The sequence below is a fragment of the Peribacillus sp. N1 genome (assembly GCF_054600815.1).
In genome coordinates this window covers 1,646,122-1,669,343 of record NZ_BAAHZO010000001.1, presented here as the reverse complement: position 1 = coordinate 1,669,343, position 23,222 = coordinate 1,646,122, and the positions used below count along the sequence as shown (strand labels likewise).

Genomic DNA, 23,222 nt, shown 5'->3' with positions numbered 1-23,222 from the left:
CGATTTATGGCTATGGAATTAATGAAGATGCCTCAACTAGGCGAAAGTGTCACAGAGGGAACCATCAGTAAATGGCTAGTGAAGCCTGGGGATCATGTCACCAAATACGATCCGCTAGCTGAAGTGATGACGGATAAAGTAAATGCTGAGGTTCCTTCTTCCTTTACGGGCATCATCAAGGAATTGAAAGCGGATGAGAATCAAACATTGGCAGTCGGGGAAGTCATTTGCTCGATTGAAGTTGAAACGGCAAAGACGGATAACGATAATGCTGGGCAAGCTGTTTCTCAGAATGAGGAAAATGTTGATGCACCTGTTACAAGAGAAGTGCAGCAAGCGGCCGAACCATCAAGGAAAGCTCGCTATTCGCCTGCCGTGTTAAAACTTTCCCAGGAGCATGGAATCGATCTTTCAAAGGTTAAAGGAACGGGGAATGAGGGACGGATCACCCGTAAAGATTTACTGAAACTTGTTGAATCAGGGAATCTTCCTAAGGCGGATGAGCCTTCCGTGATATCCGATCCGGCTCCAAAAGAGGTCGCCCCTCAAGTTAGTCGTCAAACCAGTCCAGTAACAAATGTGCCGACTGCTGCTGGTGACAAGGAAATACCCGTTACCGGAATCCGTAAGGCAATTGCGTCCAATATGTTGAAAAGTAAGCACGAAATCCCGCATGCTTGGACGATGGTGGAAGTTGACGCAAGCAATATGGTGAAATTGCGTGATAATCTAAAATCCGACTTTAAACAAAAAGAAGGCTATAATTTAACGTACTTTGCCTTTTTCGTAAAAGCGGTTGCTCAAGCCCTTACGGAATTTCCAGAGCTCAATTCGATGTGGGCAGGCGAAAAAATCATACAAAAGAAAGAAATCAATATATCGATAGCCGTTGCAACTGAAGATGCATTATTTGTACCGGTCATTAAAAATGCAGATGAAAAATCAATCAAAGGTATAGCAAGGGAGATACAGGAACTTGCATCCAAAGTGAAGTCGGGTAAGTTAAAAGCAGAGGATATGCAAGGTGGTACGTTCACTGTTAATAACACTGGCTCATTCGGCTCTGTCCAGTCCATGGGAATCATCAATTATCCACAGGCGGCCATTTTACAAGTTGAAACGATTGTAAAACGCCCAGTGGTCATAAATGACATGATTGCAGTACGAGATATGGTAAATCTCTGTTTATCACTTGATCATCGTGTTTTGGACGGACTGGTATGCGGACGATTCCTCGCGAGGGTTAAAGAAATCATCGAAAAGATTTCCAAAGATAACACTTCCATTTACTAAAATGAAAAAAAGGAAGGCCGAAGGTTATTCCTTTAGACTGTAGGCAAACTCGATGAATCGAGTTTGCCTACAGTTTTTTTATGATTGCTACAATTTGAACGTTGTTTGGAACTCCAGGCATGGGGTTCCACTGGACGCGCTCTTCCAAGCAGGAGTCTCGCAAACCCGTTTCAATCACCATTGTTTTAAAATTTTGAAACCATACCTAAGGTGATAGGGTGGTTCCTGAACTTCATTTAGTCTAGCAGTTATCGATTTCCCTTTCACTTTTAATTTAGTCAAAGATGAACTATGCCGATTCGTTCGCCAAAGTTTAACCCAGTCATTTCTCTTTTCCGTAGAAAAACATCGACAAAAATTTTATTTTTGCTATTATTTTATTAAGAGCTGTTCTAATACAGATCAGGGCTGTACTTGATTTAAAAAGAGGCGAAATAAAGCTAGTGTTTTCCCTTATAACAGATTTGCTAATTTCTATTGTCTTAAATTTCAAGAAAAATATGGTAGAATGTTAGTATAATCCAGATTAAATTGACGGGAGGGTGGTTTTCTTATCCAAAACTGACTGAGCGTTCGTTCTCCGAATGAAGGGACAGGGCGTATGAGGCGGCAAAAGATAAGAAAGCGATTACAGATGGAACTGAAAGATGTAAAAAACATAACCTTTCCTAAGCCTTCTTTTGAAGAGTGGAAAGAAGCTGCGGAAGCAAGTTTAAAAGGGAAAAGTGTAGAAAAGCTAAAAACGAATACATATGAGGGCATCACTTTATATCCGCTCTATACAGAAAAGGCGGAATCAACGGAAAAAGTAGCCGAATTGCCAGGATTCTTCCCTTTCACCCGAGGAACTTCCCCAACGGGATATCATGAGAAACCTTGGCTTGTCGTTCAACCTGTAAGCGGTATCACGGCTGAAGAAGCAAATGAAAAGATGAAGGCTTCATTCAAGCGCGGTCAAAATGTCGTGGCATACCCTGCACGATTGCTTGCCGAGGGAGCAAGGGCTGAAAAATTGTTTAAAGATATCCCATTAAAAGAAATACCGGTTTTCATTGACCTTAAGGGGAAACAAAAAGGATTATTTCCTCAATTCAAAGCGGTTGCAGAAGCACAAAATACCCAAATGACAGGCGTTATTGCTGAAGATCCCATTGCAGAATGGCTCATTTGCGGTCAGCTGCCAGAAGATACGGATAACTATTTTGCAGACTGGCTAGAGACAATCCAAGATTATCAGAAGGTAGGCAGGGATTTAAAAACAGTTTTGATTAATACGGCAGTCTACCATAATGGAGGAGCCAATGCCGTACAAGAAATAGCTTACGGATTATCGGCAGCGGTCCAATATCTATTGGAAGGGCAAAAGCAAGGGCTTTCTATTGCTTCGGTTTCCGAAAGAATAGTATTCTCTTTTGCTGTGGATTCGAATTACTTCATGTCCATCGCTAAGCTACGGGCTGCAAGAAGGCTTTGGGCAGGTCTTGCAGAAGCTTTCGATACAGCATCTGACCATTTTAAAATGGCGATACATGCCGTTACTTCCGAGTTGACAGAAACGCTATATGATCAGCACGTCAATATTCTTCGGACAACAAACCAAGCTTTCGCTGCCGCAATTGGAGGCATTCAATATCTTCAAATTCATCCATTCACACACGCAACTGGTGAAACCGATGATTTCTCAGAAAGAATTGCCCGTAATACTCACTTGATTTTAAAAGAAGAAACAAATATCACAACAGTGGTCGATCCTGCTGGCGGTTCATGGTATGTTGAGCAACTAACGGATGAATTGGCTGAAAAGGCTTGGGCGAAATTCCTTGAAATCGATGCAGCTGGAGGGATTCTTGAGCTAATTAAACAAGGCACCCTTCAGAAGGAAATAGCTGAAGTTTACCAAGAAAAGGTTCAAAATGCGGCTTTCAGAAAAGAAAGTATCATCGGAACGAATGTATATCCGAATCCTGCTGATAAGATTAAAAACACGACACGGGATAACCTTGTGTCATATATGAAAGTTGAGAAGCCGGTTGGCATTACACCACTTTACTTGGATCGGGTATCCATTCAGTTCGAACAGTTAAGGCTACGCAGTGAAAAGTATAAAGAAATAAGTGGAATGGCCCCAACTATTGGTTTAATTAATTTGAAAAATCTCAAATCTTATAAACCTCGTGCAGATTTCGTAACAAGTCTTGCTGCAGCAGGTGGTATTGAAACAACCGGAAGTAAGGGGTGTCAAACCGTTAAGGAAGCAGTCGATTATGTAGCTGCGACCAAGCTCCCTATCTATTGTGTTTGCGGCAGTGATGGTGACTATTCGGAATTGGCGCAAATCACCATTAAAGAAATTAAAAAGCAATTCCCTGAAATCACTATTTATAGTGCCGGCAAGCAGCAAGAAGAATTTGAGATTACACTAAGTGAAGCCGGAGTCAAAGATTTTATCCATGTCAAAACGAATGCAATAGCCATTTTATCGGAATTATTGCAGAAGCTGGGGGTGAACTGAAATGAAAAAACCGAATTTTTCTGCTATAAATCCTGCTAAGTCTGAGGTTAAAGGTACGGTGGAGGCATGGAAAAAGGAAGCCGAAAAAGCCGTTGGGAAAAACATTGAGGATCTTTTGTTTGAAACCAATGAACAAATAAAAATCAAACCGCTTTATATTGAGAAAGATAATCGTGACTTGGAGCATATGGAAAGTGTGCCAGGCATCGCTCCTTTTACAAGGGGACCTTATCCTTCGATGTATGTCAATCGTCCTTGGACGGTACGTCAGTATGCAGGTTTTTCGACTGCTGAGGAATCCAATGCGTTTTACAGACGTAACCTTGCGATGGGGCAAAAAGGGCTCTCAGTTGCCTTTGATTTAGCTACACACCGCGGTTATGACTCCGATCATCCACGCGTTGTCGGTGATGTGGGGAAGGCGGGAGTTGCCATTGATTCGATTCTTGACATGAAAATCCTATTTGACGGCATTCCGCTTGATCAAATGTCCGTGTCAATGACGATGAACGGCGCAGTATTACCCATACTTGCATTTTATATCGTGACAGCTGAAGAACAAGGCGTAACACAGGATAAGCTTTCTGGCACAATTCAAAATGACATCTTAAAGGAATACATGGTTCGGAATACGTATATCTACCCACCTGAAATGTCCATGAAAATCATAGCTGATATATTTGAGTATACATCCAAATATATGCCCAAATTCAATTCCATTTCCATCTCCGGGTATCATCTGCAAGAAGCGGGGGCACCGGCTGATATCGAACTTGCCTATACGTTGGCGGATGGGCTTGAGTATGCACGTACCGGAATGAAAGCAGGTATTGATATCGATAAGTTCGCACCACGACTGTCATTCTTCTGGGCTGTAGGAATGAACTATTTCATGGAAGTCTCGAAAATGCGGGCGGCTCGTTTCATTTGGTCAAAACTGATGAAACAATTCGAGCCGAAAAATAATAAAGCGATGGCATTGAGAACCCATTCCCAAACCTCCGGCTGGAGCCTCTCCGAGCAGGATCCGTTTAACAATGTCGCAAGGACCCTTATTGAAGCGCATGCCGCTGCACTTGGGCATACACAGTCCCTGCATACGAACGCATTGGATGAGGCCATTGCCCTGCCAACGGATTTCTCGGCACGAATTGCACGTAACACACAGTTATATCTGCAGGAGGAAACGGGGATCACAAAAGTAATCGATCCATGGGCGGGTTCATACTATGTAGAATCACTCACAAATGAATTGATCGAACGGGCTTGGGCTCACATAGAAGAAATCGAAGGCCTTGGCGGAATGGCGAAGGCTATTGAAACCGGCCTTCCAAAAATGAGGATCGAGGAAGCCGCTGCAAAGCGTCAGGCTAAAATCGATTCTCAGGATGAAACGATCGTAGGTGTAAATAAGTATCGTTTGAAAAAAGAAGATCCGATTGAAATACTGGAGATTGATAATACAGCAGTTCGCGAAAGTCAGCTTAAGCGTTTGAGCGAATTAAAAGCGAAACGTGATCAGGAAAAGGTGGATGAAGCCCTTCAAGCGCTATCCATGGCTGCCAGAACTGGCGAAGGTAATCTTCTTGAACTGGCTGTGCAAGCTGCAAGAGTACGGGCTTCATTAGGTGAAATCTCCGATGCGATTGAGGAGGTTGCTGGACGTCACAAAGCAACGATCCGTTCTATCAGCGGTGTATACAGCTCGGCATACTCAAAGGAAGCGGAAATTGAAGAAGTCGTCCGCATGACGGGAGAGTTTCTTGAAAATGAAGGAAGAAGACCGCGATTGTTAATGGCTAAAATGGGTCAGGACGGTCATGATCGCGGAGCTAAAGTAGTCGGAACGGGGTTTGCGGATTTGGGCTATGATGTAGATATCGGTCCATTATTCCAAACACCGAAAGAAACCGCCATCCAGGCCGTGGAAAATGATGTGCATGTAGTCGGAATGAGTTCGCTTGCTGCCGGCCATAAAACATTGTTGCCGCAGCTTATGACGGAACTGAAGAACTTGGGACGTGAGGACATTATAGTGATCGTAGGCGGGGTCATCCCCGCACAGGATTATGATTACCTAATGGAAAATGGCGCTACAGCCATTTTTGGACCTGGTACGGTCATTCCGCAGGCAGCAAAGAAAGTGCTTCAGGAAATATACAATCGCCTTGGATATGAGGAAGTGGCTCAATAATGAGTGAAGACAAGAAGCCCGAATGGGTCGACCATAACAATCAGGAAGGTTTTGCTTCTTCATTAAAGCCAGGTGTAGAATTAGCAGCAAGCCATAACAAACCTTCTAAAAGCAAATTCGTCAAAAAACATAATGTAAACATACCGGTCCATGAACTTAAAGAGGGAATCATAAAAGGTGACAGGGCCAAGCTAGCTAAAGGGATTACATTGGTTGAAAGCAATGCATCCCACCACTTCGATCATGCACAGGAATTATTGCATAGCATCCTTCCTCATACAGGAAATTCGATTCGCATCGGGATTTCCGGAGTGCCCGGTGCCGGAAAAAGTACCTTCATCGAGACGTTCGGAACCTATTTGTGTGACAGGGGCCATAAGGTTGCCGTTCTAGCCGTCGATCCAAGCTCTTCGATCAATGGCGGAAGTATACTAGGCGATAAGACAAGGATGGAGGAGCTGGCAAGAAACCCCCATGCTTTCATAAGACCCTCTCCATCCGAAGGCACTCTAGGAGGAGTTCACCGCAAAACGAGGGAAACGATGTTGCTTTGTGAAGCGGCAGGATTTGATGTGATACTGATTGAAACGGTCGGTGTCGGTCAGAGTGAAGCTATAGTTCGAAGTATGGTCGACTTCTTCATGCTCCTTGTCCTTACAGGTGCCGGAGATGAATTACAAGGGATGAAAAAAGGGATTCTGGAACTTGTGGACGGAATTGTGGTCAATAAAGCCGATGGAGAGAACATTCCGCTGGCGATTAGGACGAAGTCCGAATATAGCAGAATCTTGCACTTCCTTCAACCAGCAACAAAGGGTTGGGCAGGAAAGGCATATACTTGTTCAGCGATAACCGGTAAAGGAATTCCTGAGCTTTGGGATGTAATGAATGAATTTTCCGATTTGACCAAGGAATCGGGTGTTTTTCAAGAACGGAGAAGAATGCAATCTAAGGAATGGCTTTATTCATTGATGGATCACCAGCTTAAAACGATGTTTTATAAAAATGAAACCGTCAAGAGTCTTCTCCCAATTCTCGAGAACCAAGTGATGTCAGGGAATAAAACGGTCACTGCTGCTGTTAAGCAGGCCTTTCAATCTTTTACCGATACATTTAAGTCAAATTAAAAAGAAATGGGATGGGGCAGGCGGGGATTGTCTCCCACGCCTGCCCCATCCTTTTGTAAGTCTTGTTGTTACACACATGATTCCCGCATACCTTTCGTTTTAAACGTGTTCGGAAATGGTTTATGCAGTTTTGACAGGTAAATTTATTGAATCACGAAGTGGCAATTGTTATGATAGGATTGAAGAGAAAACTTGGAAGGAGCACATGCCATGAATATGGATTTTAATTTTTTAATGAACGACGTAGTCAAACAGGCTCGCGATGAGATAAAGACTGCTGGATATACAGAATTGACTACTCCCGAGGAAGTTGAGGAAGTATTTGCACAAAAAGGAACGACACTTGTTATGGTCAATTCCGTCTGTGGCTGCGCCGGGGGAATAGCTAGACCTGCAGCGGCACATGCAATCCATAATGATAAACGCCCAGATCAGCTTGTAACCGTTTTTGCTGGGCAAGATAAAGAGGCGACGGAGAAAGCCCGTGATTATTTCGAAGGATATCCGCCGTCATCTCCATCATTTGCATTGCTGAAGGATGGAAAAATCATCACGATGATAGAGCGCCATGAAATTGAAGGACACCACCCGATGTCTGTAGTGGAAAAATTACAAGACTACTTCGATCAATATTGCGAAGAAGTGTAACCCATAGCGATAACCTTAAAAACCCGCCCAATCGGCGGGTTTTTTTATTCATGAATCTGCATAAGTAAGGAACATTTAGGAAAGAAGATAGATAAGGAAGCCGAAATATTCCCTTTTGGGAAAAAGCGAGATGCCAGAAATTAAGTTATAGTAATATTCTGAAAAATGAATCTATTATTTACGTTATTGAATAATTATTAGAGTGTGTTAAAATACACATTAGTGTATGAATATTAGTTATTCGAATTTTAACTAAACCGAATTTAATAACAAGAGAATTGAAAATATCATTTTGGAGGAATAATAATGAAGTTGAAAAAGCAGTTAGCATTGTTGCTTACTTCTGTTTTATTAGTAGGTATTTTAGCGGCATGCGGAACATCAGAGAAAGAAGATAAGAACACAGCTGACAAAGAAGACAAAAAGGTTCTGGTAATGGGAACATCTGCGGATTATCCACCATTTGAATTTGTTGAAACGTCTAAAAGTGATGAAATCAAAGGATTTGACATTGATATCGCTAAAGCAATCGGAAAAAAATTAGGTTATGAAGTCCAAGTGAAGGACATTGACTTTAATAGTCTTGTGCCTGCTCTGGAAAATAAATCGGTCGATTTCGTTATCTCTGGAATGACTCCAACTGAAAAACGTGAGCAATCAGTCGATTTCAGTGATATTTACTATACAGCTAAAAACATGATCATCACGACAGAGGATAGTAAAATCAAAACTGTTGAAGATTTAAAAGGGAAAACGGTAGGCGTACAGCTTGCATCCATCCAGGAGACATTGGCAAATGACTTGAATAAATCCCAAGATATCGGGATGAAAGTTGAAAAACGGAATCGTATTCCTGAGGTTGTTCAAGAAATGTCAACAGGACGTTTTGACGCCGTGATCATGGAAGATACTGTTGCAAAAGGCTACTTGAAAGATAATAAAGAATTGGTGGGACATTTGATCAAGTCTGGTGATCAAGATGCCGGTTCGGCAATCGCTTTCCAAAAAGGAAGCAAGTTAACTGAAGAATTCAATGCCGAGTTGAAAAAAATGATGGAAAATGGTGAAATGGAAAAATTAATATTAAAATGGTTCGGTGGCAGTGAAACTGAATAAAACAGAGAGATGAAAAGCGTTCAGAATGCCTTCTGAACGTTTTTCCGCGCTTTATTGCTAATAAAATGAAGCAGGAGAAAGGCCCGATAACGGCCTTCATAAGAGAGGATGAATGGAGTGAATCTTGAATTTGAAAGGATTATTCCTTCCCTTCCATATATCCTGGAGGGGATACCGACTACATTAAAGGTTGTAGCGGTAGCGGCAGTAATCGGATTTGTTTTGGGAATATTATTATCTATACTTAAGATCAGCAGAATCAAGCCCTTAAATTGGATTGCTGACTTTTATACATCCATTTTTCGCGGTACCCCTTTAGTGCTGCAATTAATGCTGATTTATTTTGGTTCACCACAAATATTAGGGATTCAAATCGAAGCGTTCCAAGCAGCATTTTTAGCATTCGGGCTAAATTCAGCAGCATACATCTCTGAAATTATCAGGGGAGGCATTTTAGCTGTCGATAAAGGCCAACGCGAGGCTTCGCTTGCACTTGGTGTTCCCTATTCAGGAATGATGCTAAATATTATCCTACCGCAGGCCATCAAGAATATCCTGCCATCCCTTGTGAACGAATTGATTTCCTTAACGAAGGAATCAGCCGTCGTCACGATTATTGGATTAGGGGATATCATGCGCCGTTCTTATATTGTCGGCGGTGAGACATATAAATTCTTCGAGCCGATATTATTTGCCGGCCTCATTTATTATGTGATGGTCATGGTTCTCACCATCTTAGGCAAAGTGATTGAAAGGAGAATGAGACGCAGTGATTAAAATTGATGGACTCAAAAAAAACTATGGCAAGCTCGAGGTATTAAAAGGAATCAGCACCGAGATAGGGCAAGGTGAAGTGTTAGCGATCATCGGTCCATCAGGGTCGGGAAAATCAACTTTCTTGCGCTGCATCAATATGCTTGAAACTCCAACTGATGGTCAAATCAGGTTTAAAGATCAAATCATCACTGAAAAAAAGACCAATATCATGAAGGTGCGTGAAAATGTCGGAATGGTATTTCAGCATTTTCATTTATTTCCGCATAAAACAGTACTGGAGAATCTGACATATGCACCAATGAAGGTGAAAAAATTATCAAAGGCCGAGGCTGTAAAACAAGCTCGTGAGCTTTTGACTAAAGTCGGTTTGGCCGATAAAGAATCGGCTTATCCAAATCGACTGTCAGGCGGACAAAAACAAAGGGTCGCTATTGCACGGGCATTGGCAATGAACCCGGAAGTAATGCTTTTCGATGAGCCGACTTCAGCGCTTGATCCCGAAATGGTAAAAGAAGTGCTTGAGGTTATGAAGTCACTGGCACATACGGGGATGACCATGCTGATCGTAACGCATGAAATGGGGTTTGCCAAAGAAGTGGCCGATCGAGTACTATTCCTGGACGGAGGTCTGCTCGTTGAGGAAAGTGCTCCGCAAGAATTCTTTACCAATCCGAAAAGCCAGCGTGCAAAAGACTTTTTGGAAAAAGTTTTATAAGTTAAAGTGAATAGTATATAATTGTGAAAAAAGGTAACGTTTAGGTTACCTTTTTTATTTTTTTCCTATAATGTATTTTTGCGTGAATGTATTTAGAAAAATTGGAAATTTAACTCGCAAAGGACTGTGAAAATATCTCATTTCCTGATAGTATTATAATAGATAGAGAAAGAGCCAGGTGATACATAACAATGTTTAAAATCGGATACAGGACGATTAAAACTGCTTTGGGGGCCACCCTGGCAATTATTATTGCACAAATGCTTAATCTCGAATATTTCTCTGCTGCGGGAATCATTGCGATCTTATGCATTCAAGTTACGAAAAAGAAGTCGGTGTATGCCTCCTGGCACCGGTTATTAGCTTGTTTGATTGCAATGGCCTATGCATCCCTATTGTTTCAGTTCATCGCATTCCACCCGCTGGTAATAGGTTTGATCCTCTTGATTTTCATTCCAACGACAGTTGCCTTGAAGATTAATGAGGGGATTGTAACGAGCAGCGTCATCATCATGCACCTATATGGGTCTGGTGACATCACTTTTTCCCTGCTGATCAATGAAACGATATTAATTGCAGTTGGAGTTGGAGTGGCGCTTGTCATGAACCTGTACATGCCCAGTGTCGATGACAAACTGCTGGCCTATCAGGAAAGTATCGAAACTAATTTTAGTGCGATCTTGATGGGGATTGTCCGCTACTTAAGGGATAATGATCACACATGGGATGGTAAGGAAATCACCGAAACGGCCAATCTTCTTAATCAGGCCAAAAGCCTTGCCTTCAGGGATGTGGAAAATCATTTTTTAAGGGAAGAAGACCTGTATTACCATTATTTCAAAATGCGTGAAAAGCAATTTGAAATAATTGAACGAATTCTTCCCCTAGTCACGAATATTCCGTTGGTCGTGAAGCAAAGCGGGATAGTGGCTGATTTTATAGAAGATTTGGCAGAAAACGTCCACCCGCAAAATACGGCCATTCTTTATCTGAAAAAACTTGAAGAAATGGAGATTCATTTTAGGGGAATGGCACTGCCGCAGACACGGGAAGAGTTCGAATCCAGGGCCGCATTACTGCAGCTCATGAAGGAAATGGAGCGCTATTTATTGTTGAAGCATTCTTTCAAGGGGTTGCCCAAGCTGACCAGCAACCGAATGAAAAAGAGGCACTTGGCTTAAACTAAGCAAAAAAGTAAAGGAATTGATACAAATGAAATGGATCCTTTCTTTGTTGCTTATGCTATCGTTGTGGCCGCTTCAGGTACAAGCCCAACCTCAGCCGGTCAAGCCTGGCGATCCGTTTATCATCATCAATAAAGCCAACAATAAATTGGCGTTCATTGATGATAACGAGGTCAAGGAGATTCTGCCGGTCGGTACGGGAAAGAGTCAGGAACTGACGCCTGAAGGGATTTTCACGGTAAAAGTAAAAGCGGTCAATCCATATTACCGGAAAAAGAATATTCCTGGAGGCGATCCAAGGAACCCTCTGGGGTCGCGGTGGATTGGATTCGATGCACGAAATACCGATGGGAGGATTTACGGCATCCATGGTACGAATCAGCCATCATCAATTGGTAAATACATATCAAATGGCTGTGTACGGATGCATAAATCCGATGTAGAGCGTTTGTACGAAAAAGTCCCCATCGGCACTAAGGTGTTGATCACCATATCGAACGAGGATTTCAAAACGTTGGCAAAGAAAAATGGAGCGATAAAATAAAGAGAGGGAAGCTTTGCTTCCCTCCCGATTACGGTGTCTATTACAAAAGAAATGCGATACCTGATAATAAGCTTGTTAATAACATTGAGATAAGCATTAAATACACGACGATTTTTCTGATTTTCTTGTTTCCCATATGCCCTCTCCCTTAAAACAGTTTAATTGATTTTATTTTAACTTGAACATTTAGTAGAAACAAGTAAAAGTATAATGTTCATATTATTCCGAATCTTAAAAGGTTTTATGCAAGATTAGTAGTATTTTAATGGAGTCATCCAATAATACATAGCATGGAGGTTTTTATGATGATTAAAAATATCGATCATATCGGTATTGCCGTCAAGTCCCTGGATGAAGCCTTGCCGCTTTACACGGAAACGTTGAAATTGCAACTTGAAGGAATCGAGACAGTGGAGAGCCAAGGAGTGAAAGTGGCCTTCATCCTGGCAGGCAATACGCGTTTGGAGTTGTTGGAAGCGTTATCACCGGCAAGCCCAATCGCCAAATTCATTGAAAAACGCGGTGAAGGGATTCATCATGTTGCCCTTGGGGTCGATGATATTGAAGATAGAATAAAGGAAATCAAAGAATCTGGATTGCGCATGATTGATGACTCATCAAGAAAGGGAGCGCACAATGCGGATGTTGCTTTCGTTCATCCCAAGTCAACCGCGGGTGTATTATATGAGCTTTGTGAACAAGCATTATCAAAGGAGGAGCAGGAATGACAGACATATATGATACAATCAATGACCTTTATGACAGACGCCGTAAAGTGGAAATGGGCGGCGGTGAAGAAAGAATCGATAAGCAGCATGAAAAGGGCAAACTAACTGCAAGGGAAAGAATTGAACTTTTAGTTGATCCGGGTACTTTCATAGAGCTTAATCCTTTTATCAAACACCGTAATACCAATTTTGGCATGGAAAAGGAAGAAGGTCCGGGAGAAGGGGTTGTCACCGGTTACGGTAAGGTCAACGGCCGCGACATTTATCTGTTTTCACAGGATTTTACTGTTTTTGGCGGAGCACTCGGTGAATTGCATGCTCTGAAAATTGCCAATGTTATGGATTTGGCAGCGGAAAATGGAGCGCCATTCATTGGTTTGAACGATTCTGGCGGGGCTCGTATTCAAGAAGGTGTAGTTTCGCTTGACGGATATGGCCAAATATTTTACCGGAATTCGATTTATTCAGGGGTCATCCCACAGATTTCGGTTATTATGGGACCTTGTGCAGGCGGAGCCGTATATTCCCCAGCCATAACCGACTTTGTCTTCATGGTTGAAAAAACGAGCCAAATGTTCATAACAGGGCCTAAAGTCATTGAAACGGTTACAGGTGAAAAGATTTCATCTGAAGGATTGGGTGGAGCGACTGTACATAATACCATAAGCGGTAATGCCCATTTCAAGGGGGCATCTGAGGAGCAAGTACTGGCAGACGTTAGACGCCTCCTGAGCTATCTTCCACAAAATAATGAAGAGAAGCCGCCGGTTTTGGAAGCTGACGATGGAGATGACTACCGTCCGGACTTAACGGATGTAGTACCTTATGAAGGGATCCGTCCATATGATGTCCGGAAAGTATTGGAGCAGGTTGTCGATGAGGATTCCTTTATGGAAGTTCAAGAGGGTTTTGCAAAAAACATAGTTGTCGGCTTGGCGCGCATCAAAGGGAAATCAGTGGGGCTTGTCTGTAACCAGCCAAAGGTGTTGGCAGGGGGGCTTGATATTGATTCATCAGATAAGGCTGCCCGTTTCATTCGTTTCTGTGACTCGTTTAACATTCCGCTAATTACGTTTGAAGACGTTTCGGGTTTTTTCCCGGGCGTTAAACAAGAACATGGCGGGATCATTCGCCATGGTGCAAAGCTCCTGTATGCTTATTCGGAAGCGACAGTACCAAAATTGACGATCATCCTGCGTAAAGCATACGGAGGAGCTTACGTGGCACTTAATAGTAAATCCATCGGTGCGGATCTTACGTTTGCATGGCCTAATGCTGAAATTGCGGTAATGGGCTCTGCTGGAGCGGCAAATATCATTTTTGCCCGTGAAATACAAAATAGCGAAGATCCGGAGGCGACACGTGCAGCTAAAATTGAAGAATACCGTGAGAAGTTCGCCAATCCATATGTTGCCGCAAGTCTTGGAATGGTGGATGATGTTATTGATCCCCGTGAAACCAGGATTAAGATCATTCAATCTCTAGAAATGCTGCGCAACAAAAAAGAAACTCGACCATGGAAAAAACACGGAAATATCCCGTTGTGATCAACATGGAAAAGAGCCCAAACCATCTGTTTTGGGCTCTTTTCCATACTGGGAAGCTATCATTTTAAAGAAAACAATATTTAAGTCTTCATTCACCTTTTTAACAAGGCCCCCGCGGCAGGGAAATGACCAGCATGTTTTATCAGGCTGGGTTCTTCCTATCACATTATTTGCCGGGGCGCGGCTTTTAGAAGTATAATTAAAGAGGAAAACTTTTTTGGAGGTTTTATTTTATGATTAATGAAGAACGTTTAGTTAATGAATTTATGGAATTGGTGCAGATTGATTCCGAAACGAAAAATGAAGCAGCCATCGCCAAAGTGCTGAAAGAAAAATTCGGGGCACTGGGTGTAGAAGTTTTTGAAGATGATACAACAGCAGTTACCGGTCATGGTGCAGGGAATTTAGTATGTACTTTAAAAGGAATGAAAGAAGGCGTAGATACCATTTATTTCACCTCCCATATGGATACGGTTGTTCCAGGGAACGGAATCAAGCCTTCCATCAAAGATGGATACATAGTGTCAGACGGAACGACCATTTTAGGGGCGGATGACAAAGCTGGATTAGCGGTCATGCTAGAAACGCTTAAAGTGTTGAAAGAACAGAATATCGAACATGGAACAATCGAATTCATCATAACAGTCGGTGAAGAATCTGGCTTGGTTGGTGCAAAGGCATTGGATCGCTCCCTTGTAACGGCTAAATTCGGTTTTGCACTTGATAGTGATGGAAAAGTGGGCAATGTGGTTGTTGCTGCACCTACTCAGGCGAAAGTGTCTGCAACCATTTTAGGCAAGACTGCTCACGCTGGTGTCGCTCCTGAGAAAGGCGTTTCGGCCATTACGATCGCTGCCAAAGCAATCTCTAGAATGCCATTAGGCAGAATCGACGAGGAAACGACAGCCAATATCGGACGTTTCCAGGGTGGACAGCAAACCAATATTGTTTGTGACCATGTGGAAATCCTTGCAGAAGCAAGATCCTTGATTCCTGAAAAAATGGAAATACAGGTAGCGAAAATGAAAGAGGCATTTGAGACTGCAGCCATTGAAATGGGCGGACGTGCTGAAGTTGAAGTTAACGTCATGTATCCTGGTTTTAAATATGGTGCTGGTGATCATGTAGTCGAAATTGCAAGGAAGGCAGCAGAGAAAATCGGCCGTCCATGCGAGCTGGTTAAAAGCGGCGGAGGAAGCGATGCGAATGTCATTGCAGGCTTTGGCATCCCTACTGTCAATCTCGCAGTGGGCTATGAAGATATCCATACTACGAATGAAAGAATTCCGGTTGAGGAATTAACGAAGCTAGCTGAAATGGTCGTCGCTATCATCAAAGAAGTATCAGGGGAATAATCACCTGCAATATGACAGTGTAATGTAGGAGTTTTCCTGAGTGAATCGAAAAGGTGGTCGCATTTCTTGCGAAGGATAAGGGATATGCCTTTTCGATTGAACCCGTGAAATTCTTGATTTATACCCATTGAACGGTGCCTTATTAAGTAATCGGTATTGCGGTTTGATTACGACATTGATCAGCAAGAACTCGTATATATTTGGAAGGCGTTCAAAGTATTGAAGGATTACAGTCATCAATGACATGATGGCTGTTTTTCTTGGAGTGGAGCATCTTTCACCGAGGTTACCAAAGATAAATAGGGGTACCTTAATAGAAATGGTTTTTTATTGTCCCAATAATCCGGTGTTTCTTATTTTTACAAGGATGTGACGGTCAAACATGAAGGACATGTATCCCAAAAATGGCAGGGTCATTCTCCATGTAGACATGAATAGTTTCTATGCTTCAGTGGAAATGTCATATGATGTTTCATTGAAAGGCAAACCGCTAGCCATTGCGGGCAATGTTGAAGAGAGAAGGGGGATAATCGTCACCTGCAGCTATGAGGCGAGGAAGTTCGGGGTTAAAACGACCATGCCGATTTGGCAGGCAAAAAAACTATGTCCTCAATTAGTCATTCAGAAACCGAATTTCGAGCGCTATCGAAAGGCATCACTGGCTATTTTTGATGTATTGAGGCAATATACAGAGATGGTTGAACCGGTTTCGATTGATGAGGGGTATCTGGATATTAGTGAATGCGCCGAGTTGGGTTCGCCTTTAGATATAGCCAATAGCATTCAGGAAAGAATTTTTAATACGATGGATCTCCCTTGCAGCATCGGGATTGCCCCTAATAAATTTTTGGCCAAAACTGCTTCCGATATGAAGAAACCTATGGGAATCACTGTGTTAAGGAAACGGGACATTCCGGAAAAGCTCTGGCCTTTACAAGTTGGCGAAATGCACGGCATCGGGGATAAGACCTCGGAAAAGCTTCAAACTATCGGGATAAAGACGATAAGGGACCTAGCACACGCCAATGATAGTCAACTTAAACAGCTACTTGGTATCAATGGCATCCGTTTGAAAGATAGGGCTAATGGAATCGACCCCAGAGTAGTGGATCCCGAAGCGATTTTTGAGCATAAGAGCATTGGGAACTCGACAACTCTTCCGCATGACTCTGCCAATCAAAAAGAACTGATTGGAGTATTGGATAAGCTTTCCGGCAAGGTAGCCGTCCGTTTGAGAAATAAACGCCTGCTTGGTCAAAAAATAGGTGTGACGATCCGTTACAAAGACCGCCGCACTATAACGAGAAGCAGAACGGTTCCTAATCCAGTTTTTGAAAAAAAGGATATTTTGGATGGAGCTATCGATCTATTCATGAAAAATTGGAATGGGGAAGGAATCAGGCTTCTTGGTGTCACTGCCTATGATGTCATCGAAAAAGAGTCGGCCTTCAAGCAACTGGATATTTTCTCCTTTCAAGAGGATGCAGAAAAAGAACCTCTGTATGAAGCGATGGAACACTTGCAAAATAAGTACGGAGAAAATATTATTAAAAAGGGATTACCCTTGAAAAATCGTTCAATTGGAACAGACACTAGCTTCAGTAAAGATTTCTTTGAGCAAACTAGGAGGAATGATCCTTCTTTTGACAAAGATTAGCGTACAGGCTGTGTAAAGATATAGAGAAGGGAAAGATGAATCATGACAAAACAGCAGATTGGCGTTATCGGACTAGCCGTAATGGGCAAGAACCTTGCATTTAATATTGAAAGCAGGGGATATTCAATTTCCGTGTATAATCGCTCAGGATCAAAAACGGACGAAATGATGAAGGAAGCGGAAGGCAAAAACGTAACAGCCGCTTATACGCTTGAAGAATTCGTCAATTCTTTGGAAACACCCCGCAAAATTTTATTGATGGTTAAAGCAGGAGCGGCAACGGATGCAACAATCGAGCAGTTAAAACCGTTACTTGAAAAAGGTGATATCGTTATTGATGGAGGGAATACCTTCTTCAAGGACACTCAGCGCCGCAATGAGGAGTTAAGCAAGCTTGGCATCCATTTCATCGGTACAGGCGTGTCAGGAGGGGAAGAAGGAGCTCTGACAGGTCCATCCATCATGCCTGGAGGTCAAAAAGAAGCATATGAACTGGTTGCACCGATCTTGAAGGACATTTCAGCTAAGGTCGATGGGGATGCTTGCTGCACTTATATCGGACCGGATGGGGCAGGTCATTATGTTAAAATGGTACATAATGGTATTGAATACGGAGACATGCAATTGATTTCCGAATCTTATTTCCTTCTGAAAAATCTTCTTGGATTATCTGCTCAAGAATTGCATGAAGTCTTCTCTGAATGGAATGAAGGGGAACTTGATAGCTATTTAATTGAAATTACTGCTGATATATTTAAAAAATATGATGAAGAAACCGGCAAGCCGATGGTCGATGTCATTTTAGATAAAGCTGGCCAAAAAGGTACTGGGAAATGGACAAGTCAAAGTGCGCTTGATCTTGGTGTTCCGCTTCCAATCATTACGGAATCCGTATTCGCCCGGTTTATTTCAGCAATCAAGGACGAGCGTGTTGAAGCGAGTAAAATCCTTCGTGGGCCAAAAGCCGAATCATTTACAGGCGACAAAAAGGCTTTGATCGAAAGTATCCGTAAAGCACTTTATATGAGCAAAATCTGTTCATATGCACAAGGATTTGCACAAATGAAAGCAGCATCGGAAGAAAATGACTGGAACTTGCAATATGGGGACATCGCGATGATTTTCCGTGGCGGATGTATCATCCGTGCACAATTCCTCCAAAAAATCAAGGAAGCATACGATCGTGAAGCGAACTTGAACAACCTTCTTCTAGATCCTTACTTCCAAGGAATCGTCGAAAGCTATCAAGGAGCTTTGCGTGAGGTAGTATCAACGGCAGTGATGAATGGAATCCCGGTTCCTTGCTTGTCATCAGCACTTGCCTATTTCGACAGCTATCGTACAGAAACGCTGCCAGCTAATCTTATTCAGGCACAGCGTGACTATTTTGGAGCTCATACTTATCAACGCATTGATAAAGAAGGAACGTTCCATACCGAATGGATGGAAAAATAAAAAGTTCAAGCCGGCTTTGAAGGGGATTCCCTTTTAAACCGGCTTTTTTGTTTCGGGATCCAGTTGTAGTAAAAAAAGAGGGCGCTTGGCGCCCTCTTTTTTTACTATCTCCGATGCTCTACAAGGTCAATGACCCCTAATACAACATGTGCCAAACCGAAACCAAAAACCGTATTAGCTACCATTTTGTTTGAGCCACGGGTCTGCTTCATTGCATAACCCGCAGCTGTCACGGCTGTGCCCAAGGCTGTTGGAATTAATCCTTCACGAATGTCCATCGTTTAATCCCTCCACATCGAAGTTAGTGGTGCCGTCACTGGCGCCTTTTCTAGTGTAACCTTAGCAAGGACTTACCATTCTATTTCTATAAAGAGGTTGGAAGGGTTAAAATGGTAAAGATGAACTAGTTGTAAATAGTTCCAATTAATTTACCTTTTTTAGGAAAAACATAGTATGATGTATGCATTCATCCATGCTTTTTAGGTTTAAACACCTGCGGAAAAAGGAATATAAACAATGAAAGAGATGGACGGACCGTAGGATATAAGTAGGCAGAGAGAAGGAGCGGGTGACTTATGTTCATCATCTGGTGGGCTGTAGCCATATTTTTATTTTTCATCGCCTTAGAATTCGGTGTTTCATTTTGGCTCAATTCGGAAGTGGGGGAAGAAATGTCTAAGCCCAAGGAAATGTATCATATTATCCGTGATAAATTGCTGAGGAAGAGTGTTTCATGAATGAAAAAAGGGATGCAGATTCAAATCTGCGTCCCTTCTTCATTTCAATCATTATTATTTTGGTTTTTCTTGACTTGCCACCAGATATGTCCATCTTCTGCCAGGAGTTCATCGGATGCAAGTGGACCTGTGGATCCAGCTTCATAGTTAGGGAAAGACTCGTCTTTAGTGTTTTCCCATGCATTGGAAATGGTATCGACGAACTTCCATGAGAGGGCAACCTCGTCCCAATGCGTAAAGTTTGTAGCATCCCCGCGCATGCTGTCAAACAGTAGCTTTTCATATGCCTCGGGAGAATTGATGTGTTCGATCCCTTTGTTCGAGACGGTCAGCTTCATTGGCTTTGTATTGGATGTCGTCCCGGATTTCTTCACATTTAGGTACAATGTGATACCTTCGTCAGGCTGGATATTGATAACGAGAAGATTCGGGTTCAGTGTTTCTTCCGTTTTATAATACAGGTTCATTGGGATATCTTTGAATTGAACAACGATATTCGTTGATTTGACATCCATTCTCTTACCGGTGCGGATATAAAAAGGAACACCGGCCCATCGGAAGTTATCAATCATCAATTTACCCGCAACATAGGTCTCTGTGTTTGATTCCGGATTTACGTTATGTTCATTGCGGTAGGCCGGAAGTGTTTGACCGTCTATCGTTCCTTCACCATACTGGCCTCGGACGAAGTATTGATTGACTTCGTCCACTTTCATTGGTCGAAGTGAACGCAATGCCCGCACTTTTTCGCTTCGAATCTCTTCCGTCGTCAAAGCGATCGGAGGCTCCATGGCTAGCAAGGCCACCATTTGCAGCAGATGGTTTTGGACCATATCCCTTAGGGCACCGCTGGTTTCATAATAACGCCCGCGTTCTTCAACGCCGAGTGTTTCGCTTGAAGTAACCTGGATGTTGGATATATATCTGTTATTCCAAAGCGGCTCGAATAGGGCATTGGAAAAACGGATTACCTCGATATTTTGTACCATTTCCTTACCTAAATAATGATCGATACGGTAAATTTCATCTTCAGCGAATGCAGTTCGAATCTGCTCATTCAATTTTTGTGCTGTTTCGAAACTGTGTCCAAATGGCTTTTCTATGACCAGGCGCTTATATCCATTCGTGTCACTCAGGCCTTGTGCTTTAATCTGTTCGGCAATCGTTCCGAAAAACTCAGGCGCCATCGCCAAATAGAAGATCCGGTTTCCTTCTAATTGATATTGTCCGTCTAATTGTTCGGCAATGTCTTTTAACTGCAGGTATGATTCCGAGCTGGAAACGTCGTGGGAATGATAATGGAAATGGGAAATGAATTCGTCGACCTTTTCTTCCGCATGTCCGAACGTAAGTATCGAGTCCTTGACACTTGTTTGAAACTCCTCGTTCGTCAATGGCCTCCTTGCCACTCCAACGACGGCGAACTTATTGATTTTCTCTTTTTGAAATAGTCGATATATGGAAGGAAACAATTTCCTTTTCGCTAAATCTCCGGTAGCACCAAAAATCATGATCAATGCTGTGGGTTTATTGTTTTCTGTCATGTTTAAAACCTCAACTTTCCGTTAAATCTGTCTATAAAGTTGGAATTCCCGAATGTGTACCAATTTCTAATTTTACGTTTAGCTTTCCCTCAAAGCAATCAATTTGCGCATTTTTTCTCTATATTTCATTAAAAGTTTAATTTGATTTCTGTTTTAATGGGTCATAAATGAAAGAGCACCTTGGTTATGCTATAGTTAAGTCATAAAGTATTTGCAACGGAGGTAGTATGAGTGGATTTCGTTTTATTGGGTACAGGCGCTGGGGTTCCGGCTAAAGCGCGTAATGTGACATCAATCGCCCTTCAATTATTGGAAGAACGTGGGACGGTTTGGTTATTCGATTGTGGGGAAGCAACACAGCATCAAATATTAAAAACGGCAGTCAAACCGCGAAAGGTTGAAAAGATCTTCATCACCCATTTACATGGTGATCACATCTTCGGACTACCTGGATTTTTAAGCAGCAGATCTTTTCAGGGCGGAGTGGATAAATTGACCGTATATGGTCCACAAGGCATAGAGGCATTTATTATGACGAGCTTACAGGTGAGTGGAACTCATTTAAAATATTCCTTGGAAATCATCGAAATAGAAGAAGGCGAAGTGTTTGAGGACGAACAATTCACAGTGACGGCCATGTCGCTTGATCATGGCATTTACAGCATCGGTTACCGGATTGTGGAAAAAGATCGTCCGGGAAGCTTACTGGTCGACCGGCTGCGGTCTGAAGGTGTGAAGCCGGGGCCTCTTTTTAAAGCATTGAAAAATGGGCAAACGGTCTGTCTCGATGATGGCCGTGTCTTAAATGGGAAGGACTATCTCAGTGCTCCGCAAAAAGGCCGGATCATCACGATTCTTGGTGATACAAGAATGTGCAGCAATGCGCTCATTCTTGCTGAATCGGCGGATTACCTTGTTCATGAAGCTACATTTTCAGCGGAAGAAGCGGAAATGGCATCAGCCTATTATCATTCGACCACCGTTCAGGCTGCAGAAACGGCTTTGAAAGCGGGAGCTAAGCATCTAATCCTTACGCATATCAGCTCACGGTATACTCCGGAGGATGCCGAGAGGCTAAAAGAGGAAAGCAAAGCGATTTTTCCAAACACGATTATGGGTGAAGATCTAATGGCCATTAAAATTCCTTTGTATTCAGAGGAATCGGGCAGCTGAAATCAAAGCTAATGTTTGATATAATTAATCAATTGTTCATTGGATATTTAAAGGAGTGTAAATATGACTGACAAAAGTGCCCTACATACTAAAGCAATGGATTTTCTCCTAAAAACAAGCCGGACTTTTTTCATTCCGATCAGCTATCTTCCAAAGGGGTTACAAGAGGCCATTGGAGCTGCATACCTTTGCATGCGCGCCATCGATGAGATCGAGGACCACCCAGGTCTTCCAGAAGATATTAAGGTTTCCCTGTTACAGGCCCTTAGTGAGCTTGATGCTGATTTCAGGGAAGAAGATCTTCAATCGTTATTTGAACCATATAAGGATGATCTGCCCGAGGTGACCCTGTTTCTTTCGGACTGGATTGAATTTTGTCCTCCCGGTGCAAAATCCAAAGTCTTGGAGTCGACTAAGGAAATGGCCGAAGGCATGGCAAAATGGGTTACTAAGGACTGGCAAATCCATAATGAAGAGGAACTCGATGATTACACATATTATGTTGCAGGTTTAGTGGGGGTCATGCTGTCCGATATGTGGAACTGGTACGATGGAACCGAAACGGACCGTGAACTTGCCATCGCATTTGGCCGTGGACTCCAAACGGTCAATATCCTGCGTAACCGTGAGGAAGATGCAGAACGTGGTGTGAACTTTTATCCGGATGGCTGGGGTTTCGACGAGATGCTTGCCCATACCGAACATAATCTTGCATTAGCCGATGCGTATATTGGAGAGATTGAAACGAAAGAGATCATCCAATTCTGTAAAATACCTTTGGAATTGGCAAAAGCCACATTGAAAGCCCTAAAAGAAGGCAAAGAAAAAATTGATCGTGCTACAGTTACCGAAATTGTCAGCCAGGTCGTCGAACACTGATTTTTCAAAAAGCTGCTGTGAAAGTTACCATACCTTT

Annotated in this window: 21 protein-coding genes; 18 read left to right on the top strand and 3 right to left on the bottom strand. The window is 42.6% G+C overall.

Going from position 1 to position 23,222, the window contains the following annotated elements; all coding sequences use genetic code 11:
- The first annotated feature begins 6 nt into the window (after window positions 1-6).
- The 10 genes from ACYP5M_RS08030 (at window position 7) to ACYP5M_RS07985 (ending at window position 12,110) form a co-directional block, all read left to right on the top strand.
- Complete coding sequence (locus tag ACYP5M_RS08030; RefSeq protein WP_402938328.1) at window positions 7-1,293, top strand: dihydrolipoamide acetyltransferase family protein; 1,287 nt, start codon at window positions 7-9, stop codon at window positions 1,291-1,293.
- Window positions 1,294-1,894: 601 nt separating this feature from the next.
- The gene (locus ACYP5M_RS08025) at window positions 1,895-3,805 is read left to right on the top strand and encodes a methylmalonyl-CoA mutase family protein (RefSeq protein WP_459734867.1); all 1,911 of its coding nucleotides are present in this window, start codon (window positions 1,895-1,897) and stop codon (window positions 3,803-3,805) included.
- 1 nt (window position 3,806) lies between these two features.
- On the top strand, window positions 3,807-5,999 hold the full coding sequence (scpA, locus tag ACYP5M_RS08020) for a methylmalonyl-CoA mutase (RefSeq protein WP_459734866.1): 2,193 nt from the start codon (window positions 3,807-3,809) through the stop codon (window positions 5,997-5,999).
- Window positions 5,999-7,126, top strand: a complete 1,128-nt coding sequence (gene meaB, locus ACYP5M_RS08015) for a methylmalonyl Co-A mutase-associated GTPase MeaB (RefSeq protein WP_459734865.1) — start codon at window positions 5,999-6,001, stop codon at window positions 7,124-7,126. Before scpA ends, meaB begins: the two co-directional genes overlap by 1 nt.
- Before the next feature lie 210 nt (window positions 7,127-7,336).
- Window positions 7,337-7,774 carry a BrxA/BrxB family bacilliredoxin gene (locus ACYP5M_RS08010; protein ID WP_034308239.1) on the top strand — a complete coding sequence of 146 codons (438 nt, stop codon included), beginning with the start codon at window positions 7,337-7,339 and terminating at the stop codon, window positions 7,772-7,774.
- Between the two features lie 312 nt (window positions 7,775-8,086).
- Window positions 8,087-8,890 (top strand): transporter substrate-binding domain-containing protein, encoded by an 804-nt coding sequence (locus ACYP5M_RS08005; RefSeq protein WP_202190591.1) that lies wholly within the window; start codon window positions 8,087-8,089, stop codon window positions 8,888-8,890.
- Window positions 8,891-9,007: 117 nt separating this feature from the next.
- A complete protein-coding gene (locus ACYP5M_RS08000; RefSeq protein ID WP_101223460.1) occupies window positions 9,008-9,667 on the top strand; it encodes an amino acid ABC transporter permease in 660 nt (219 codons plus the stop codon).
- Window positions 9,660-10,382 (top strand): amino acid ABC transporter ATP-binding protein, encoded by a 723-nt coding sequence (locus ACYP5M_RS07995; protein WP_101222507.1) that lies wholly within the window; start codon window positions 9,660-9,662, stop codon window positions 10,380-10,382. Before ACYP5M_RS08000 ends, ACYP5M_RS07995 begins: the two co-directional genes overlap by 8 nt.
- Window positions 10,383-10,573: 191 nt before the next feature.
- Complete coding sequence (locus ACYP5M_RS07990; RefSeq protein WP_230176992.1) at window positions 10,574-11,563, top strand: aromatic acid exporter family protein; 990 nt, start codon at window positions 10,574-10,576, stop codon at window positions 11,561-11,563.
- Window positions 11,564-11,594: 31 nt separating this feature from the next.
- Window positions 11,595-12,110, top strand: a complete 516-nt coding sequence (locus tag ACYP5M_RS07985) for a L,D-transpeptidase (protein ID WP_434167368.1) — start codon at window positions 11,595-11,597, stop codon at window positions 12,108-12,110.
- 40 nt (window positions 12,111-12,150) lie between these two features.
- On the opposite strand, the gene prli42 is transcribed toward ACYP5M_RS07985, so the two are convergent.
- Window positions 12,151-12,246: a stressosome-associated protein Prli42 gene (gene prli42 / locus ACYP5M_RS07980; protein ID WP_155726463.1), complete on the bottom strand. Its 96-nt coding sequence runs from the start codon at window positions 12,244-12,246 to the stop codon at window positions 12,151-12,153.
- A gap of 166 nt (window positions 12,247-12,412) precedes the next feature.
- Here prli42 and mce point away from each other — a divergent pair, with 166 nt between their 5' ends.
- From mce to gndA, 5 genes are all read left to right on the top strand, one after another.
- Window positions 12,413-12,838, top strand: coding sequence for a methylmalonyl-CoA epimerase (gene mce, locus ACYP5M_RS07975; RefSeq protein WP_202190570.1), 426 nt, complete (start codon window positions 12,413-12,415; stop codon window positions 12,836-12,838).
- Window positions 12,835-14,385: an acyl-CoA carboxylase subunit beta gene (locus ACYP5M_RS07970; RefSeq protein WP_459734864.1), complete on the top strand. Its 1,551-nt coding sequence runs from the start codon at window positions 12,835-12,837 to the stop codon at window positions 14,383-14,385. The genes mce and ACYP5M_RS07970 overlap by 4 nt, the downstream gene beginning before the upstream one ends.
- A 233-nt stretch (window positions 14,386-14,618) precedes the next feature.
- Complete coding sequence (locus ACYP5M_RS07965) at window positions 14,619-15,740, top strand: tripeptidase T (protein ID WP_101222503.1); 1,122 nt, start codon at window positions 14,619-14,621, stop codon at window positions 15,738-15,740.
- A gap of 382 nt (window positions 15,741-16,122) precedes the next feature.
- A complete protein-coding gene (locus ACYP5M_RS07960) occupies window positions 16,123-17,397 on the top strand; it encodes a DNA polymerase IV (RefSeq protein ID WP_101222502.1) in 1,275 nt (424 codons plus the stop codon).
- Window positions 17,398-17,439: 42 nt separating this feature from the next.
- A complete protein-coding gene (gndA, locus tag ACYP5M_RS07955; RefSeq protein ID WP_101222501.1) occupies window positions 17,440-18,852 on the top strand; it encodes an NADP-dependent phosphogluconate dehydrogenase in 1,413 nt (470 codons plus the stop codon).
- Window positions 18,853-18,956: 104 nt separating this feature from the next.
- On the opposite strand, the gene ACYP5M_RS07950 is transcribed toward gndA, so the two are convergent.
- Window positions 18,957-19,130, bottom strand: a complete 174-nt coding sequence (locus ACYP5M_RS07950) for a hypothetical protein (protein ID WP_034308217.1) — start codon at window positions 19,128-19,130, stop codon at window positions 18,957-18,959.
- A 297-nt stretch (window positions 19,131-19,427) separates the two neighbouring features.
- Between ACYP5M_RS07950 and ACYP5M_RS07945 the strand changes: the two genes are divergently transcribed.
- Window positions 19,428-19,589 carry a hypothetical protein gene (locus ACYP5M_RS07945; RefSeq protein ID WP_157831000.1) on the top strand — a complete coding sequence of 54 codons (162 nt, stop codon included), beginning with the start codon at window positions 19,428-19,430 and terminating at the stop codon, window positions 19,587-19,589.
- Between the two features lie 44 nt (window positions 19,590-19,633).
- Here ACYP5M_RS07945 and zwf read toward each other — a convergent pair whose 3' ends face one another.
- Window positions 19,634-21,133 carry a glucose-6-phosphate dehydrogenase gene (zwf, locus tag ACYP5M_RS07940; protein ID WP_434167364.1) on the bottom strand — a complete coding sequence of 500 codons (1,500 nt, stop codon included), beginning with the start codon at window positions 21,131-21,133 and terminating at the stop codon, window positions 19,634-19,636.
- A 231-nt stretch (window positions 21,134-21,364) separates the two neighbouring features.
- Here zwf and rnz point away from each other — a divergent pair, with 231 nt between their 5' ends.
- On the top strand, window positions 21,365-22,306 hold the full coding sequence (gene rnz / locus ACYP5M_RS07935) for a ribonuclease Z (RefSeq protein ID WP_459734863.1): 942 nt from the start codon (window positions 21,365-21,367) through the stop codon (window positions 22,304-22,306).
- A 63-nt stretch (window positions 22,307-22,369) separates the two neighbouring features.
- Window positions 22,370-23,185, top strand: a complete 816-nt coding sequence (locus tag ACYP5M_RS07930) for a squalene/phytoene synthase family protein (protein WP_459734862.1) — start codon at window positions 22,370-22,372, stop codon at window positions 23,183-23,185.
- The last annotated feature ends 37 nt before the right edge of the window (window positions 23,186-23,222 follow it).